Below are 14,545 nucleotides of genomic sequence, written 5' to 3'. Positions count from 1 at the left end.
TCGGCAAGTATCGCAACAACAGTACCGGCACTGGCTCTCCATGCACTGGCTCCGCGCAGTCCCTGGTCGCTTGATTTTTCGAAATGATGAACTATCACGATAAGTGAATGCACAGATCGGCCGATCTCGGCAAGCGTTCGAGGCGCCTTGACGACTTCGGAATTACTGTTTTCATCTTCAAGAGCAAGCGCCGTGCTAGCAGTATTCACGATGACACAACCGAGCCGCACCCCGTGGTCGGCGCGAACTTGGCGTCCAGCGCCATCAGTCGCGCCGTCATCTGCCGTGCCTCACGCGGATCGGCGAGATTAGGGACATTTCCTAGCAGCGCGAGGGCGTCGGCATCGCCAATGCCTCCCTTGTAGCCCTCGGCGGCATCAACACGGCCGAGGATCGTGCTCGCGCCCCCGCCACCGTGACAAGGCCCCAAAACTCTAATCTCGAATGCTCCAGCGTTAGGGAGCAGACCCATGAATCCTGCGCCTACCTTCAGACCGGGGATAATCAGGGGGCAAGGTCGAACCCGGCTGCAGAATCCGCGCTCCGAGGTCTGCAGGGCAGTCGCTGAAAACGACTGAAAACGCTGTCACTCAGCCCATAAACTCGCTTGCTACCCCTCGCTCAGGTGCCGGCAGCAGAGGGCCGGCCGATCAGCAGGGGCAAGGGGTGGCTTCATCGGAGATCACGATACGGGATGTCGCGGCGCGGGCGAAGTGCTCGATCGCCACGGTCAGCCGTGTGGTCACCGGCAACGGTCCGGTCAGCGAGGAAATGCGCCGGCGCGTCATCGAGGCGGCGCTCGAACTGGGCTTTCCCCTGGTGCGTGCTTTTCCCGAGACACGGACTGTCATCAGCATCCTCATTCCCAGCCTGACCAATCCGGTCTTTGCCGCCGCCGTGGCGGGAATAGAGCAGCGTGCCCGCAGCGCCGGAATGTTCACGATCCTGGGGCAAACCAATTACGATCCACGGCAAGAGGAAGAGATCGCGGCCACGCTGATCGCCGAACGGCCAGTCGGCATGATCATGACTGTCTGCGATCCCGCGACGAGCGTGGCCCTGTCGCGCCTGCGCACCGCCGGTCTTCCCGTCGTCACCATCTACAATGAAGGCACTCCCGAGGGAGTCGCGGCAGTACAGGTCGACAACCATGGCGCCATGCGCGCGATGACCGACGAACTCCTGAACCTGGGACACCGTCGTATCCTGTTCCTGGCCGGACGGTTCAATTCATCCGACCGCGCGGCCCGTCGCTACGCAGGATTCCGGGACGCGATGCAGGCTGCGGGCCTCGAGCCCGCACCCGCTATCGAGGTCGACTTCATTGATGCGACCCGCGACATCGACCTCACCGAAGTTCTCGCCCAGTGGCAACCGACCGCCATAATGGCGTCGAACGACCTCCTGGCGGTAACCGTGATGGCCTCGCTGCGGCGCGCGGGCCTGTCCGTTCCCGACGACATCTCGGTCACCGGTTTCGACGGGATCGATTTCGCGGGCCACATCCATCCCCGGCTGCATACGGTTCGCCAGCCATCGCAGGTCATGGGCGGCCTCGCCGCATCGCTCCTTCTGGACATCGCAGCGGGCCACAAGGCGCCGCAGCAATTGCGTCCGGACTGCACCCCCCAGCCTGGGGAATCCATCGCACCGCCGCGCGACCTTTCCATCCCTCCGCCAGCCAACAGGAAACAACGCTCATGAAACGACGTCTTCTTTCGTTCGGCCTCGCCGCCGCCGTTTCCCTCTTCACGCTCGTACCGGTGCAGGCACAGGCGCAGGCCCAGAGCGCGATCTGCTACAACTGCCCGCCGGAATGGGCGAACTGGGGCGCGATGCTCAAGCAGATCAAAGCCGATCTCAACATCAGCATTCCCGGCGACAACAAGAATTCCGGTCAGGCGATTGCACAGATCATCGCCGAGCGCGCCAGCCCGGTCGCCGACATCGCCTATCTCGGCGTCAATGCCGGCATCTCCGCCGCCGGACAGGATCTGGTCGAAGCATGGAAGCCGGAGCGGTTCGCCGAGATCCCAGACGGTCTCAAAGACAAGGACGGCCGCTGGTGGGCCGTGCATCAGGGCACGCTCGGACTCTTCGTCAATGTCGACGCGCTCGATGGCAAGCCGGTGCCGGCATGCTGGGCGGATCTGAAAAAGCCGGAATACAAGGGTCTCGTCGGCTATCTCGATCCGACCTCGGCAGCCGTCGGCTTCGGTTCGGCGGTCGCCATCAATACGGCGCTGGGTGGCTCTCTCGACAACTTCGATCCGGCGATCGCCTACCTCAAGGCACTTGCCGGCAACGGCGCCATCGTCACCAAGCAGACCTCCTATGCGCGCACGGTCTCGGGCGAGATCCCGATCCTGATGGATTACGACTTCAACGCCTACCGCGCAAAATACAGCGAGGACGGCAAGTTCGAGTTCGTCCTGCCATGCGAAGGCTCGGTCAGCTTCCCCTATGTGATGACGCTGGTCAAAGGCGCGCCGCATCGCGAGACGGCCAAGAAGGTCTTGAACTACCTGCTCTCCGACAAGGGTCAGCTGTTCTGGAGCAGCGCCTATCTGCGCCCTGCCCTTCCGGTCGAGTTGCCGGCGGAGGTGGCCAAGCGCTTCCTGCCGCAGAGCGAGTATGCGCGTGCCGTGGCGATCGACTGGGCCGCCGCACAGGCTGCGCAGACCGCCTTCTCGCAGCGCTACCTGAAGGAAGTCCGCTAATCCGCGGCGCCGGGAGGAGGTTCCCTCATCCCGGTCCCTCTATCCCGAGTGAGCGGAGGCAGCCTTGGACAGCAGGCGCTTTGACTTATTGCTGATACTGCCACTGGCGATCTTCACGCTCGCCTTCCTGGTCCTGCCACTGGCGCGGCTCACCCTGGAAGCAGGCAGCGGCCCGCAGGGTATTGCCGGCTTCTTCGTCATCGTGACCGAGGCTCGCTTCCGCAACAGCCTCATCGTCACGCTGATTCTGTCGATCATCACCACGGTCGCGACGCTGGCGGTCGCCACCGTCGCCGCTCAGACGCTGGCCAACCGCAGGTTTTTCGGCCGCGGCCTACTTCTGTCGATGCTGACCTTCCCGCTTGCCTTCCCGGGCGTGGTCGTCGGCTTCCTGATCATCCTGTTCGGCGGCCGCCTCGGCCTCGTCGGCAGCGTCACCAAAAGCCTGACCGGCACAAACGTGGTCTTCGCCTATTCGCTGTTCGGCCTGTTCCTGGGCTATCTCTATTTCTCCGTGCCGCGCGTTTTGCTGACAATCCTGGCGGCGGCGGAAAAGCTCGATCCCTCGCTGGTCGAGGCTGCCCGCTCGCTTGGGGCCAGCCCGCTCGCTATCCAGCGCGACGTCGTGCTGCCCGCTCTCTTTCCGGCCATGTACACCGGCGGCGCGCTCTGCTTCGCCACTGCGATGGGCGCCTTCGGCACGGCCTTCACGCTGGCCACGACCGTCGATGTCATCCCGATGCTGATCTACACCGAATTCACGCTCGCCACGAACGCCAGCATGGCCGCCGCGATCTCGATCGCGCTCGGCTTCATCACATGGGCAGCACTCGCGATAGCCCGCAGCCGCGCCATGCGCGACGTCTCGGGAGCCTGACATGCGCCGCCAATGGACCACGACGGCGGGCATTGTCATCACCGCCCTGCTTACCCTTTTCCTTCTCGTCCCCGTCCTGCTCTCCGTCTATGCCGGACTGACCGTCAACTATGCACGCGGCATCTCTGCCGGCTTCACCCTCGATTGGGTCAAGCAGGTCTGGGCGCTCTACTCCGACACGGTCTGGCGCAGCCTCGTCGTTGCGTTGATGACGCTGGCCCTGACGTTGCTGATCGGCGTCCCGGGCGCTTATGCGCTTGTTCGGCGAGGCGGCCGTTTCGCGCGCGCTGTGGAGGAGATCGTCACTCTTCCCGTCGCGGTGCCCGGTCTGGCGCTCGCTCTGGCGATGATCCTGACTTATGGCGGCGCCGGGTCCTTTCGGCAGTCCACCCTGTTCGTGGTCGTCGGGCACGTGCTGTTCACGCTGCCCTTCATGATGCGCTCGGTCATCGCAGTGCTGGACACCATCGACTGGCGCACGCTTGACGAAGGCGCGGCCAGCCTCGGATCGCCGGCATGGCGACGCTTCCTCGACGTGATCCTCCCCAACGTGAGGCCGGGCATCGTCGCCGGGTCGCTGACCGTGCTGACGCTTTCCATCGGCGAGTTCAACCTCACCTGGATGATGCACACGCCGATGACCAAGACGCTGCCGGTCGGCCTCGCGGACGCCTATGCCTCCATGCGCCTCGAGATCGCCTCCGCCTACACACTCGTCTTCCTCGTCATGGTGATCCCCCTGCTGATCGGCGTCCAACTCGTCGCAGGCCTTACCGAGAAACGGACAGCGTCATGACTCACGCAGCCACAGCGCCGCAGCGCGGCTCATCGATCTCCACGCGCGCCCTGACCAAGACGTTCAATGGGAACAGGGTCCTGCAACCCACCAATCTCGAGATCGAGGCCGGACAGATCCTCGTCCTGCTGGGTCCTTCGGGATGCGGAAAGACCACGCTGCTGCGTCTGATCGCGGGGCTCGAGACGCCGGACGGGCCCGACATGATCCGCTTCGATGGCGACGACGTCAGCGGCGTGCCGATCGAGAAGCGCAATGTCGGCATGGTGTTCCAGTCCTACGCGCTGTTCCCGAACATGACGGTGTCGGAGAACGTCGCATACGGCATGAAGATCCGCGGCATGGAACGGTCGAAGCGGGACGCCGAAACCCGCCGCCTGCTCGCCCTCGTCGGCCTCGAGGACTACGCAGACCGCCGGATCACCGCCGTCTCGGGCGGCCAGCGCCAGCGCACGGCGTTGGCGCGCGCGCTGGCCATCAAGCCGCGCGTGCTTCTGCTGGACGAACCGCTTGCGGCGCTCGACGCCGTGCTGCGCGAACGGCTGCGCGTGGAGATCGGCCTGCTCCTGCGGGAGTTCGGCATCACCGCCGTCTACGTCACGCACGATCAGGCCGAGGCTATGGCGATCGGCGACCGCATAGCGGTGATGGATCGCGGCCGCATCGCCCAGATCGACGTGCCGAGGGTGATCTATCACCGTCCGGCCAACGATTTCGTGGCGGATTTCGTCGGAACGATGAACCGCATCGACGGGCGCGTCTCAGGCGGCGTGCTCTCCCTCGAGAGCGACGACACCGGCGCAGCACTCGCGGTCGGTGGCCCCGATCGCGAGACCGTCCTGTGCTTCCGGCCTGAATCCGCGCGGCTGGCCAATGGCTCCGCCGCTGTCCGGGCCCGCGTCGTCGCCTCGACCTTCTTCGGGCCCACGCAGCGTGTGGTCGCCGAAGTCACGCCCGGCCGACGCCTGCAGCTTGACCTGCCCTCCAGCCTCGCCTTCGACCCGGGCCAGATCGTCGGCTTCGAGATCGAGCGCGAAGCCATTATCGAGTTCCAGGAGGCGTGACATGTTGATCGCCCATATTTCCGATCTGCATGCCCGGCCGAAGGGCGCACTAGCCTACGGTGTGTCCGAGACGAACCTCTACGCCGAGCATGCGGTCCATTCGCTGTTGCGGCTCGACCCCGCACCCGACTGCGTCCTGATCACGGGCGACCTCACGGATTGCGGGCTTGATGAAGAGTACGACGTCGTCGCAGGCCTGCTCGCGCGTCTGCCTTGCCCGGTTTACGCGGTGCCGGGCAATCACGACCGGCGCGAACCGTTCCGCCGCGCCTTCGCGCAGCAAGCCTATCTGCCGGAAGCCGGCCCGCTCAACTTCGCTGTGTCATGCGGTGACGTGCGGATCATAGGTCTCGACAGTCTCGTCGCCGGGCAAAGTCACGGCGCGCTGGAACCGGATACGATTTCCTTCTTGGAGAGATCGCTAGCAGCGGAGCCAAATGCGCCCGCGCTCGTCATGCTGCACCATCCGCCCTTCGACACCGGCATCGCTCATATGGACCGAACGAGGCTTCTGACTGGCGCCGATGAACTGAAACGGATCGTGTCGGCCAATCCCCAGGTGCATCGCATCCTGTGCGGCCATGTTCATCGCTCGATCCAGCAGATGTTCGGCGGGACGCTGTGTCAGATCGCGCCATCGGTCGGCCATCAGGTCATGCTCGACCTGCGCGACGACGGCCCTTCCTGCTTCGTCCTGGAGCCCGCCGGCTTTCTGCTGCACCGCTTCGCACATGGTGAGTTCGTCACCCATCTTTCGGCGGTCGAACGAGCGCCGGGACCGTTTCCCTTCATCTTGCCGGACGACTATCCGGGCCATCGATCGGCCGCCTGATCTGGCGGCTCGCAAGCGTCAGCCGAGCCAATCAATGACAGAGCACACTACATCTCGCTCCGCGGGCGAATTCACGCCGGGCGGCCCGCCAAGCTGTCCGGAACTCATCAGCGGGCTTGCCTCGATTGTTGACCGCTATGACGTCTTGCTCTGCGATATCTGGGGCGTGCTGCATGACGGTGTCGCCGCGCACGCCGGGGCGGGCAAGGCCCTGTCGTCCGCGCGGGAAAGTGGGCGGCACGTGATCCTCGTCTCCAACGCCCCGCGACCCGGCTCGTCGGTCATTGCAATGCTCGATGGCATGGGAGTTCCCACAAGCGCCCATGATGGCATCGTCACATCGGGTGACCTCACGCGTGCCTTCCTGGACGAACGGCCGGGGACGAAAGTCGTTCACATCGGCCCAGCCCACGACCGGGTGCTGTTCGACGGGCTCGACATCGTCATGTGCGATGTCGAGCATGCGGATATCGTCATATGTACGGACCTCGTCGACGAGCTGACGGAAACGCCCGAAGACTATCGCGAGGTACTGGCATCCATCGCCTCACGACGATTGCCACTCGTCTGCGCCAACCCCGACATCGTTGTCGAGCACGGCGATCGACTGGTCTGGTGCGCCGGATCCGTGGCTCGGCTTTACGAGGAGATGGGGGGCGAGGTCATTTATTTCGGCAAGCCTCACGCGCTGATCTACGCCGAAGCCATCAGGCGTGCAGAAGCCATTTCCGGACGCGCCGCAACCAAGAAACGCGTGCTGTGCATTGGTGACGCGCTCCATACCGACATTACCGGCGCCTGCGCCGCAGGCTTCGACAGCCTATTCATCGCCGGTGGGATCCATGCCAAGGAACTCGGCGCGGTCAATGGCGCTCAGCCGCAGTTGAGCGCGCTCGCGCGACTGTTCCCCGGTGCGATCCGGCCGAGCTTCGTGATAGAGAAATTGGGCTGATTGCCCGCATTGCTCAGAAATCTCCCGATCTGCTTCTTCCAGCATCGCTTGACGTGAACGGACAGGAGGGACGCCGCGACGGCCCTCCTGTCCGGGCCGGAACGAGCGTTCCTCGCTGTGCCCGGTCGTGCTCGCCTCGATCACGGGGCCTTGTCGAGCGTGAGTTCGGCGACGCCCGCGGCGATGTTGAACCCCGTATTCGTTTCCACCGAGACCGGCTGGAGCGAAACCGTGTTCCGGTCTCCGCCGACGAGCACGTTCGCACCCAATCCGCGCCCGACGGCGACCGTGGCCGAGACGCCGACATAAGCGCCCCGCAGATCGCCCCCCGTCGTCAGAGACGGCGCATAGACGAGCCAATTCATCACGCCGCCGCTGATCTCGCCGATGCTGAGGCCGAACTTGGTGATCGTGCCGGTATAGTTCTGAACCGGTCCCGGCCGGGATGGCGTGAAGGCGCAGTTCACCGCCTGCTGCGAGCCGATGATGGCACCGATGCCACCGGAGACGTCGCAGCGCAGGTCACCGGTCTTGACGCTCTGCGCGGAGGCCGCGCCAGCGGCGACGAGTCCCAATCCGGCGAGCGCGATCATCAAACCCAGCTCACGCATGGTGAGTTTCCTTTCAATAGTGTGAGAATTCAGGAGAACGCGCCGGAATCCGACGCTTCCCTCAGTAGACGAAGACCGGACCCCAAGGACCCCACGGACCGAAATCGAACGAATCCTGAGCCATGGTGGCGGTCATCCGCCGCTCGTCGGCAAGGCTCTTCTGAAACACCATCTGCCGATACTGACCATAGGCGGTCTGGTCGCCGAGATAGACGCATTGGCAGACGATGGGATCGGCGTAGAGATAGACGACCTGATTGTTCCGCACCTGCTGTACGAACTTGTTGGGAGGCAGCTTTCGCATCGATGCCTGTCGCTGGGGCGTGTTCGCAGGCTGCGGCACGAATCCGGCGGCGGCCAGAAGGTCCTCCTTGGCCTGGACGGCTTGCGGGACCGACTGGCAGGCTGTCAGCGCGAATCCGGCCGAGGCGGCAAGCGCAATCGTCACATAGCGCATCATACTGAACGTCCTTCTTGAGATGGTCACGACGAGACCATGCGGAGAGGCCGTCTCGACGAGGGTTCGCGATCCCGTGCGAACCCGCCGATCGAGAGGCTTCCGGCAGGGGCTCCATGGCAGGGAGGCGGCATCTGCCAGGCCTCCGGCGATGAGCGCCGGCTCGACCGGCGCTCGCGGCATCACTTCCAGCCGCCGCCCGGCAGCCGGCCGTGGAAGGGCGTGTCCCGGCAATGGCCCCAGGGCCCGCGCCAATATCCGGGAGGGCACCCATTCCAGTTCCAGGCGTTGTGGAACGGTCCGAAATATCCGCCCGGATAGGGGCCCGTCCCGTAGGAGTGACAGGCTCCGTAAGGTCCCCGGTAGCCATCGGGGCCACAGCCATTAGCGACCCTGACGACGAGCGGCGAGATGTCCGATGCCGACGCCCCGATCGGGGATGGCGGGATCGGCATCGCGAGGGCCGCGGATGAAAGGCTGGCGAGCCCGACGGCCGCGAGCAACGAGACTAGTCTTCCGTGCATGATCATCTCCTCAATCTCTGAATGCGGGCCATCCTGAGCGGGCTCAGCGCTCCTCTTCCTCGAACAGCCAGAGCGTGCGCGCGGAGAACGGAACGCCGGCGCGTGCGGCCATGCCGAGGAAGGCCGGCATCCGGTTCTTCTGGACATCCGTCAGGGTTGCGACGAGCGGACGGGCGGCCGCGACGAAGGACTTCAGGTCGGCGGCCCGGGTTGCCTCCGCGTCGCCGACCCGCTCGAGGAGATCGAGGAAATCCGTTGGCGCCGCCTCCGAGCGCTGCTTGCCGCGGGCCATGGAATCGGCCGCGATCTTGCGGATCGACGCCTCGAGCGGCGGCCAGAGCTTCTGCTGGTCGGGCGACAGCTCGAGCACCGTCTTCAGCGCACCGATCCGGGCGTTCAAGACGGCCGCGGCATCGGCATCGCTGTAGATCTCGATGGTGGTGCCTCCGCCGGCTGCGGGTCCGCCGCTCTGGGCGTAGGCGGCTGGCGCGGCGACGAACAGGCAGCCGGCCGCAGCGGCGGTGACGATGGATCTGAAGAGCGTCATGGTCGGTCCTCGGGTTTCATGGGTGGACGTGACCCCGCTGCGCGCGCGTCGTGTCGCGCGCCCAGGGAGAGCGAGCCGCGGCGGGCTCACAGCTTTCGGATGCACAGCCAGGATCGATGGCCGGCGTGGCGTCGTGGACGGGAGAGGTTCGGCAGGGTCGGGAGGGGGCTGAGGCCCGCCCTCCCTGCGTCGAGCGTCAGAAGGAGGAGGCGACCGCCAGCGCCCGCCGATGGACCGGCACCGAGAGGTTCTCGATGACCGATTGCTGCTGCGCCCCGAAGACGTCGCGCTCATCGAGCGAGGCCGAGATGTTGGGCCGGTCGACCGAGACCTTGATGGCATTGCAGCTGTCGACGAAGAAGGTTCCGACGATGCGCTCGAGCGGGAGGCCGAGGACGAGAGCCATGTTCTTCGGCGTGAACACGTTCGAGTTCAGCGCGATCTCGTAGTTCTCGCCGGAGGTGAAGATGATGTCGAAGGTGAGCCGGTTGATGCCGGCGTCCTTCGAGCGGATGACGACCGCCATGTCGAGCAGCCGATGCTCGCCGGCCCGGACGCCGGGGGCGGGCACCTCCTGGATCAGCGAGAGCGTACGATCGTCGAGATTGCCGGTATAGCCGGTCTCGCCGATATCGAAGTAGCGTGGACGGGCATCCCCGGTCTTGACCCAATCCGCACCGGTCGCGTCGAAATAGGCGATCGGGAACATCACCGTCTTGATGACATCCTCGTTCTGGAGGAGGTGGTAGAGTGTCCACTCATAGGCGTCCGGAGCATCCAGCCCGATCAGCGAGCCGGATTTCGGCGTGACGAGCGCCGTGATCCGCGCCACCTCGGCGGCGTGGCGCGCGGCGAGTTCCGCCGGGTCGCGGCCTGTCGTGCGCACCAGGATCGCCGGAGCCATCTCGTCTGCGTCGATGATCCGGTAGCCCGCATCCTTGAGCGCGGCGGGAAACTCGGCCTCGATCAGGCCGATCACGGCCTGCTTGATCCCGGCATAATTGGCGAAGAAGACGGGATCGCGCGTGCCGCTCGGCACGATGGCGCCAAAGCTGCCGTCCTCGCGGCGGAAGCTGACGAGATTGGGCGAAAGCGGGTAGGCGATGTTGCCGGCCGTCGCCTTGCGGCCAGCATAGCCGTAGTGAATGAGGTAATGCGTGAGCAGGCTGCCCAGCATCACCGCGGCCTCCTCGGTCTTCGCCGTGGTCTCGATGATGATGCCCAGCTCGCGCTGACCGGGGCCGACGGGCCTCGTCTGCACGCCATTGCGGCCATAGACCAGAACGTCGGCGGGCACCTTCGCGAGATCGGCCGGGTCGATGTGGAGCAGCGAGACCTTGCGGGCGCCGAGCCGGCGCGAGCCCTCGAGCTTGATGCTCCAGGGCCAGGGCTTGGCCGAGCGCACGAAGCGGCTGCCGCGAATGCCCGCCGAGCGCGAATCCGGCGCGAAGAAGGTCGTTTTCTCCATCGCGAGGATGCCCTCGGGATAGAACTGGAGCTGGGGGTGGCTCTCCTCATAGAGCGAATGCGCCGCGATCGAATAGGAGGTGCAGCGGCGGGCCGGATTGGGCGCCACGAACAGCGCCGAACCGTCGTCGTAGATCTCGGCGACGAGGCAATCCGAAGGGGAGCCGGGATCGCAGGCGAGCGCCCCGCATTCGAGGACATGCCCGACGTGATAGGCAAGGCCGGCATCGATGCCGCGGCGGACCATATCCGAGGCGAACAGCGCCACGTCGCAGGAGCGGCCGGCGAAGATGTACTGTGCGCCGCTCTCGAGCGCCGTGATCAGCGGATGGATGCCCATCTGGCCGACGATGGTGCTTTCGCGCAGGGCCGTTTCGTCGAGTTCCGGGCCGGTGCCGGTCGCACGCAGCGCGCCGGCCTTGAGTTCTGAGACGACGATCTCGGGATCGAGTTCCGCGCTGATCACCGCGACCTTGGCATCGGCGATCCCGAGATCGGCGAAGACCTCCTTCGCGACGGCGAGCATGTAGTCGAGGTTGCGGTCGCCGCCCGCCATGCCGCAACTGCCGAGGATGACAGGCACGCCGAGCCGTGCGCCGGCCTCGACCATGTGCCGGTAGTCCAGCTTGACGGCCTCGCGTTCGAAGTACTCGGTGCCCGTTCCGAGATAAAAGGGACCGGCATCCATCGATCCGGCATCGGATACGATCGCATCGACGCGGCCTTTCAGCGCTTCGTCGAGCGACTCCTTAGGATATCCGTAGCCCAATGCTCCGCATGCGGAAACTACGCGGTAGATCAAATTTGCCATGGTCTTGATCCTAGGCCGAATATATCGGCTGCTGTTCGCTGGCGGAAGACAAGCCTTAACTTGCGGGGCATGACAAATACCGTCTCGGTATGGACCTATATCCGCTGCCGATAGCTCCTCGCCTCGAGCGCCGGGACGCGCGCGCAAACCGGATCGTGCCGACGCAGCGCTCCTCGTCAGGATCAGCAGCGGCGGCAGATTTGATCCCGGCACCTGCGAATATCGCTGGAGAATGCAGACGCCGATCGGATAGCGTGGCGCGCCGCGTGCCCTCTGCCACAGCCGGCAGAACGGGACGGACGATCGTCATGAGCGCGAAATGGCATCGGCTGTCCGTCGGGGCGCGGACCGGCTCTGTGCAGCTGTCGATCTGCCTCGCGCTGGCCGCCCTGTTCGCGGCCCTCCTCCGCGTACCGGAGGCAAGACCCCATGCCGGGCTCCTGCTGCTCCCGATCGGGGGCGTCTGCCTCGTGGCACTCGGGCACCGGGCCCGGTTTCTGCGGGACCTCGGCATCGTGCCGCTCCTCGCGCTGCTCGTGCCCTCGTGGCTCGTCGCCGCCGGCGTGATCCCCGACGGCAGTCTCTCGACCTTGCGGGCCGTCCTGAAGGACACCAATGCGCTCGGCCTCGTCGTCACCCTGCTCGTGGCGGGGAGCGTCCTCGGCATCTCGCGGGAGATGTTGTCGAAGTCGGTATGGCGCGTGCTCGCGATCTGCATCGTCGCGAGCGCGGCGGCCGGCATCCTTGCGGTCATCCTGGCCTCCGTCTTCGGGTTCCCGGCGCGCGAGGTGGCGTTCCTCGTGCTGGCTCCCGTGATGTCCGGCGGCATCAGCGCCGGGGTCCTCCCGCTTGCCGATGGCTATGCCGAACTATCCGCGCAGCCTGTCGGCGAATTGCTGGCGCGGATGCTGCCCTCGGTTCTGGCGGGGAACCTCTTTGCCCTGTCGATCGCCGGCGCCATCGCCTTCTTTGGCCGCAAGCGCGGCACAGTTTCGGCGGATCCCGCGCCAGCCGGCCCGAAAGCCGCCTCCGGCCCGGATCGCTGGTCCGGGCCGTGGCTCGTCGTGACCGGGTTCGTCGTCTGGGCGTTGAGCGAAGCGGTCTCGGCCATCGCATCGGCCAGTGGCTGGCCGGCCAGCCTGCTCGTGCTGGTTCTGGCCGGAGCCTGGTGTTGTCTCGGCTGGGGGAAGCGGCTGCGGGAGGCGATCGTCGATCTCTATCGGCTCGGCCTGCGCGTTCTGGTCTATCCTCTCCTCTTCGCGGTGGGCCTGTTGCTGACGCCCTGGCACGAACTCGTCCAAGGCTTCACGACGCCGGGCCTCCTCCTGCCGATCATCGGAGCGGTCGGGGGATCGGCAGCCGGGGGGATGGCAATATCGCGTCGGCTGGGCCTGACGCATTCAGAAGGGGCCATTCTCGCACTCACCCGTGCGGCCATGGGCGGGACGGGAGCGATCGCGATCCTCAGTGCCGCCGGCCGGCTCGACCTGATGCCCCAAGCTCAGATCCTCACGCGCCTTGGAGGCTCCCTGACGCTCGCCTCCGCATTGGCCGCCGCCAGTGTCATCGGCCTCTGATCCCGCATGGAGCGCACCTCTTGCCGGGTGCTGCGGGGAGGCCGACGCGGGAGTGGAGTCACGAAAGCCGCCCTGATACGGGAACGATGTCCGGCATCGAACGACGGCCGGCATCGACAGCAGAACAACAGAACCGGACTGAAAGAGGGGGAGCGACGTGCAGTTGCGCCATCTGCGGTACTTCGTGAGCATTGTCGATGCAGGCAGCTTTTCGCGTGCTGCGGCGATCGTCCATGTGGCTCAGCCCGCGCTCAGCCAGCAGATCTCGGAACTCGAAGACGAGCTCGGCGTCGCTCTGCTGCTGCGTCACGCGCGGGGCATCGCCCCCACCGCGGCGGGCGACAGGCTCTATCGGGAAGCGGTCGCAATCCTCAAGCAGGTCGAGCAGCTGCCCGGCATCGTGCGCTCGACGGAGGGAGATCCCCAGGGGGTCGTGAAGCTCGGCATGTCCTCCACGCTCGCGGCGACGATCGGAGGGCCGTTCATCCAGTCATGCCGGGACCGGCTCCCGAAGGTCATGATCAGGTTCCACATATCCGACAGCGAAACGCTCAAGCGAAGCATCGCCGACCACGCCCTCGATCTGGCGCTGCTCTTCGAGGATGAACTGGTCGCGGGCTATGCCCGGACGCCGCTGTTCCGCCAGCGACTGTACTTCATCACCGGGACCGCCGGAGCGCAGGCCGCAGGGCCGCTTTCGATCCAGCGCCTGACGGAGCTTCCCCTGGTGATGCCCACCGCTCCGAACATCCTGCGTTCCCTCCTCGAACGTCGGTTCGCGGCAATGCACGGGACGCCGAACATCGTCAGCGAAGGGGACCAGTTGAGTTCCATCCTGTCGCTCGTCCAGCAGGGGCTCGGGGGCACCGTGTTGCCGCGCGGTACGGCTTTCGAGAACAGCGTCGGCCTCGCGCCGCCACTCCTGATCGAGCCTCCTCTCTTCCTGACCGCCTCGGTGCTGTGGTCCGGCGACGCTGCCTTGGGCGAGGCCGCGGAGGCGGTGAAATCGGCCCTCGCAGCTCATATCCAGACCCGCATGAGCGAGCACATGGAGCCGGGACTGGAACCGATCGGCCTGTCCCCGGATCGGGCCAAGGCTGCCGAGGCCAAGGCTGCCGAGGTCAAGAACTGGCTCGGGACGACGCAGAAGGCCGGGTGACGAGGTCCATGCGGGGCCGGGCTTGGCCGGCCCGCCGCCGATCTGGCGGCCAGCCATGAGCCTCGGGCCCAGCCGCAGGGATGAGCGATGCCCCTCCCCTGCCGACAAAGCAGGCCGGCTCCGCTATCGTCGCCCCGACAGCAGGACATGG

At 65.8% G+C, this 14,545-nt stretch carries 14 protein-coding genes; 9 read left to right on the top strand and 5 right to left on the bottom strand.

Annotation, left to right across the window (positions count from 1 at the left end):
* The first annotated feature begins 666 nt into the window (after positions 1 to 666).
* The 7 genes from EV668_RS01480 to EV668_RS01450 all read left to right on the top strand — a co-directional run bounded on the left by EV668_RS01480 (position 667) and on the right by EV668_RS01450 (position 7,241).
* The gene (locus tag EV668_RS01480) at positions 667 to 1,704 is read left to right on the top strand and encodes a substrate-binding domain-containing protein (RefSeq protein WP_133768086.1); all 1,038 of its coding nucleotides are present in this window, start codon (positions 667 to 669) and stop codon (positions 1,702 to 1,704) included.
* A complete protein-coding gene (locus EV668_RS01475; protein WP_133768085.1) occupies positions 1,701 to 2,720 on the top strand; it encodes an extracellular solute-binding protein in 1,020 nt (339 codons plus the stop codon). Before EV668_RS01480 ends, EV668_RS01475 begins: the two co-directional genes overlap by 4 nt.
* Positions 2,721 to 2,784: 64 nt before the next feature.
* Positions 2,785 to 3,597 (top strand): ABC transporter permease subunit, encoded by an 813-nt coding sequence (locus EV668_RS01470; RefSeq protein ID WP_133768084.1) that lies wholly within the window; start codon positions 2,785 to 2,787, stop codon positions 3,595 to 3,597.
* Between the two features lies 1 nt (position 3,598).
* A complete protein-coding gene (locus EV668_RS01465; RefSeq protein ID WP_133768083.1) occupies positions 3,599 to 4,393 on the top strand; it encodes an ABC transporter permease in 795 nt (264 codons plus the stop codon).
* Entirely contained in the window at positions 4,390 to 5,457 is a 1,068-nt protein-coding gene (locus tag EV668_RS01460) for an ABC transporter ATP-binding protein (protein WP_133768082.1), read from the top strand. Before EV668_RS01465 ends, EV668_RS01460 begins: the two co-directional genes overlap by 4 nt.
* A gap of 1 nt (position 5,458) precedes the next feature.
* Complete coding sequence (locus tag EV668_RS01455; protein ID WP_133768081.1) at positions 5,459 to 6,289, top strand: phosphodiesterase; 831 nt, start codon at positions 5,459 to 5,461, stop codon at positions 6,287 to 6,289.
* A gap of 34 nt (positions 6,290 to 6,323) precedes the next feature.
* Entirely contained in the window at positions 6,324 to 7,241 is a 918-nt protein-coding gene (locus tag EV668_RS01450; RefSeq protein ID WP_133768080.1) for a TIGR01459 family HAD-type hydrolase, read from the top strand.
* 140 nt (positions 7,242 to 7,381) lie between these two features.
* On the opposite strand, the gene EV668_RS01445 is transcribed toward EV668_RS01450, so the two are convergent.
* From EV668_RS01445 to EV668_RS01425, 5 genes are all read right to left on the bottom strand, one after another.
* Positions 7,382 to 7,852 (bottom strand): DUF992 domain-containing protein, encoded by a 471-nt coding sequence (locus EV668_RS01445; protein ID WP_133768079.1) that lies wholly within the window; start codon positions 7,850 to 7,852, stop codon positions 7,382 to 7,384.
* Between the two features lie 61 nt (positions 7,853 to 7,913).
* Complete coding sequence (locus EV668_RS25170; RefSeq protein WP_245512762.1) at positions 7,914 to 8,312, bottom strand: hypothetical protein; 399 nt, start codon at positions 8,310 to 8,312, stop codon at positions 7,914 to 7,916.
* Between the two features lie 179 nt (positions 8,313 to 8,491).
* Positions 8,492 to 8,833 carry a GCG_CRPN prefix-to-repeats domain-containing protein gene (locus tag EV668_RS01435; RefSeq protein WP_245512760.1) on the bottom strand — a complete coding sequence of 114 codons (342 nt, stop codon included), beginning with the start codon at positions 8,831 to 8,833 and terminating at the stop codon, positions 8,492 to 8,494.
* 43 nt (positions 8,834 to 8,876) lie between these two features.
* Positions 8,877 to 9,380: a hypothetical protein gene (locus EV668_RS01430; protein WP_133768078.1), complete on the bottom strand. Its 504-nt coding sequence runs from the start codon at positions 9,378 to 9,380 to the stop codon at positions 8,877 to 8,879.
* A gap of 196 nt (positions 9,381 to 9,576) precedes the next feature.
* Positions 9,577 to 11,658: a DUF4387 family protein gene (locus EV668_RS01425; protein WP_133768077.1), complete on the bottom strand. Its 2,082-nt coding sequence runs from the start codon at positions 11,656 to 11,658 to the stop codon at positions 9,577 to 9,579.
* A gap of 308 nt (positions 11,659 to 11,966) precedes the next feature.
* On the opposite strand from EV668_RS01425, the gene EV668_RS01420 reads away from it, so the two are divergent.
* Together EV668_RS01420 and EV668_RS01415 are read left to right on the top strand one after the other, a co-directional pair.
* Entirely contained in the window at positions 11,967 to 13,235 is a 1,269-nt protein-coding gene (locus tag EV668_RS01420) for a 2-hydroxycarboxylate transporter family protein (protein WP_166652307.1), read from the top strand.
* A gap of 157 nt (positions 13,236 to 13,392) precedes the next feature.
* Positions 13,393 to 14,394, top strand: a complete 1,002-nt coding sequence (locus EV668_RS01415; RefSeq protein WP_133768075.1) for a LysR substrate-binding domain-containing protein — start codon at positions 13,393 to 13,395, stop codon at positions 14,392 to 14,394.
* The last annotated feature ends 151 nt before the right edge of the window (positions 14,395 to 14,545 follow it).

The sequence above is a fragment of the Enterovirga rhinocerotis genome, assembly GCF_004363955.1.
Classification (GTDB): Bacteria; Pseudomonadota; Alphaproteobacteria; order Rhizobiales; family Beijerinckiaceae; genus Enterovirga; species Enterovirga rhinocerotis.
The sequence above is the reverse complement of the archived record's forward strand: the minus strand, read 5'-3'. Positions and strand labels throughout refer to the sequence as shown.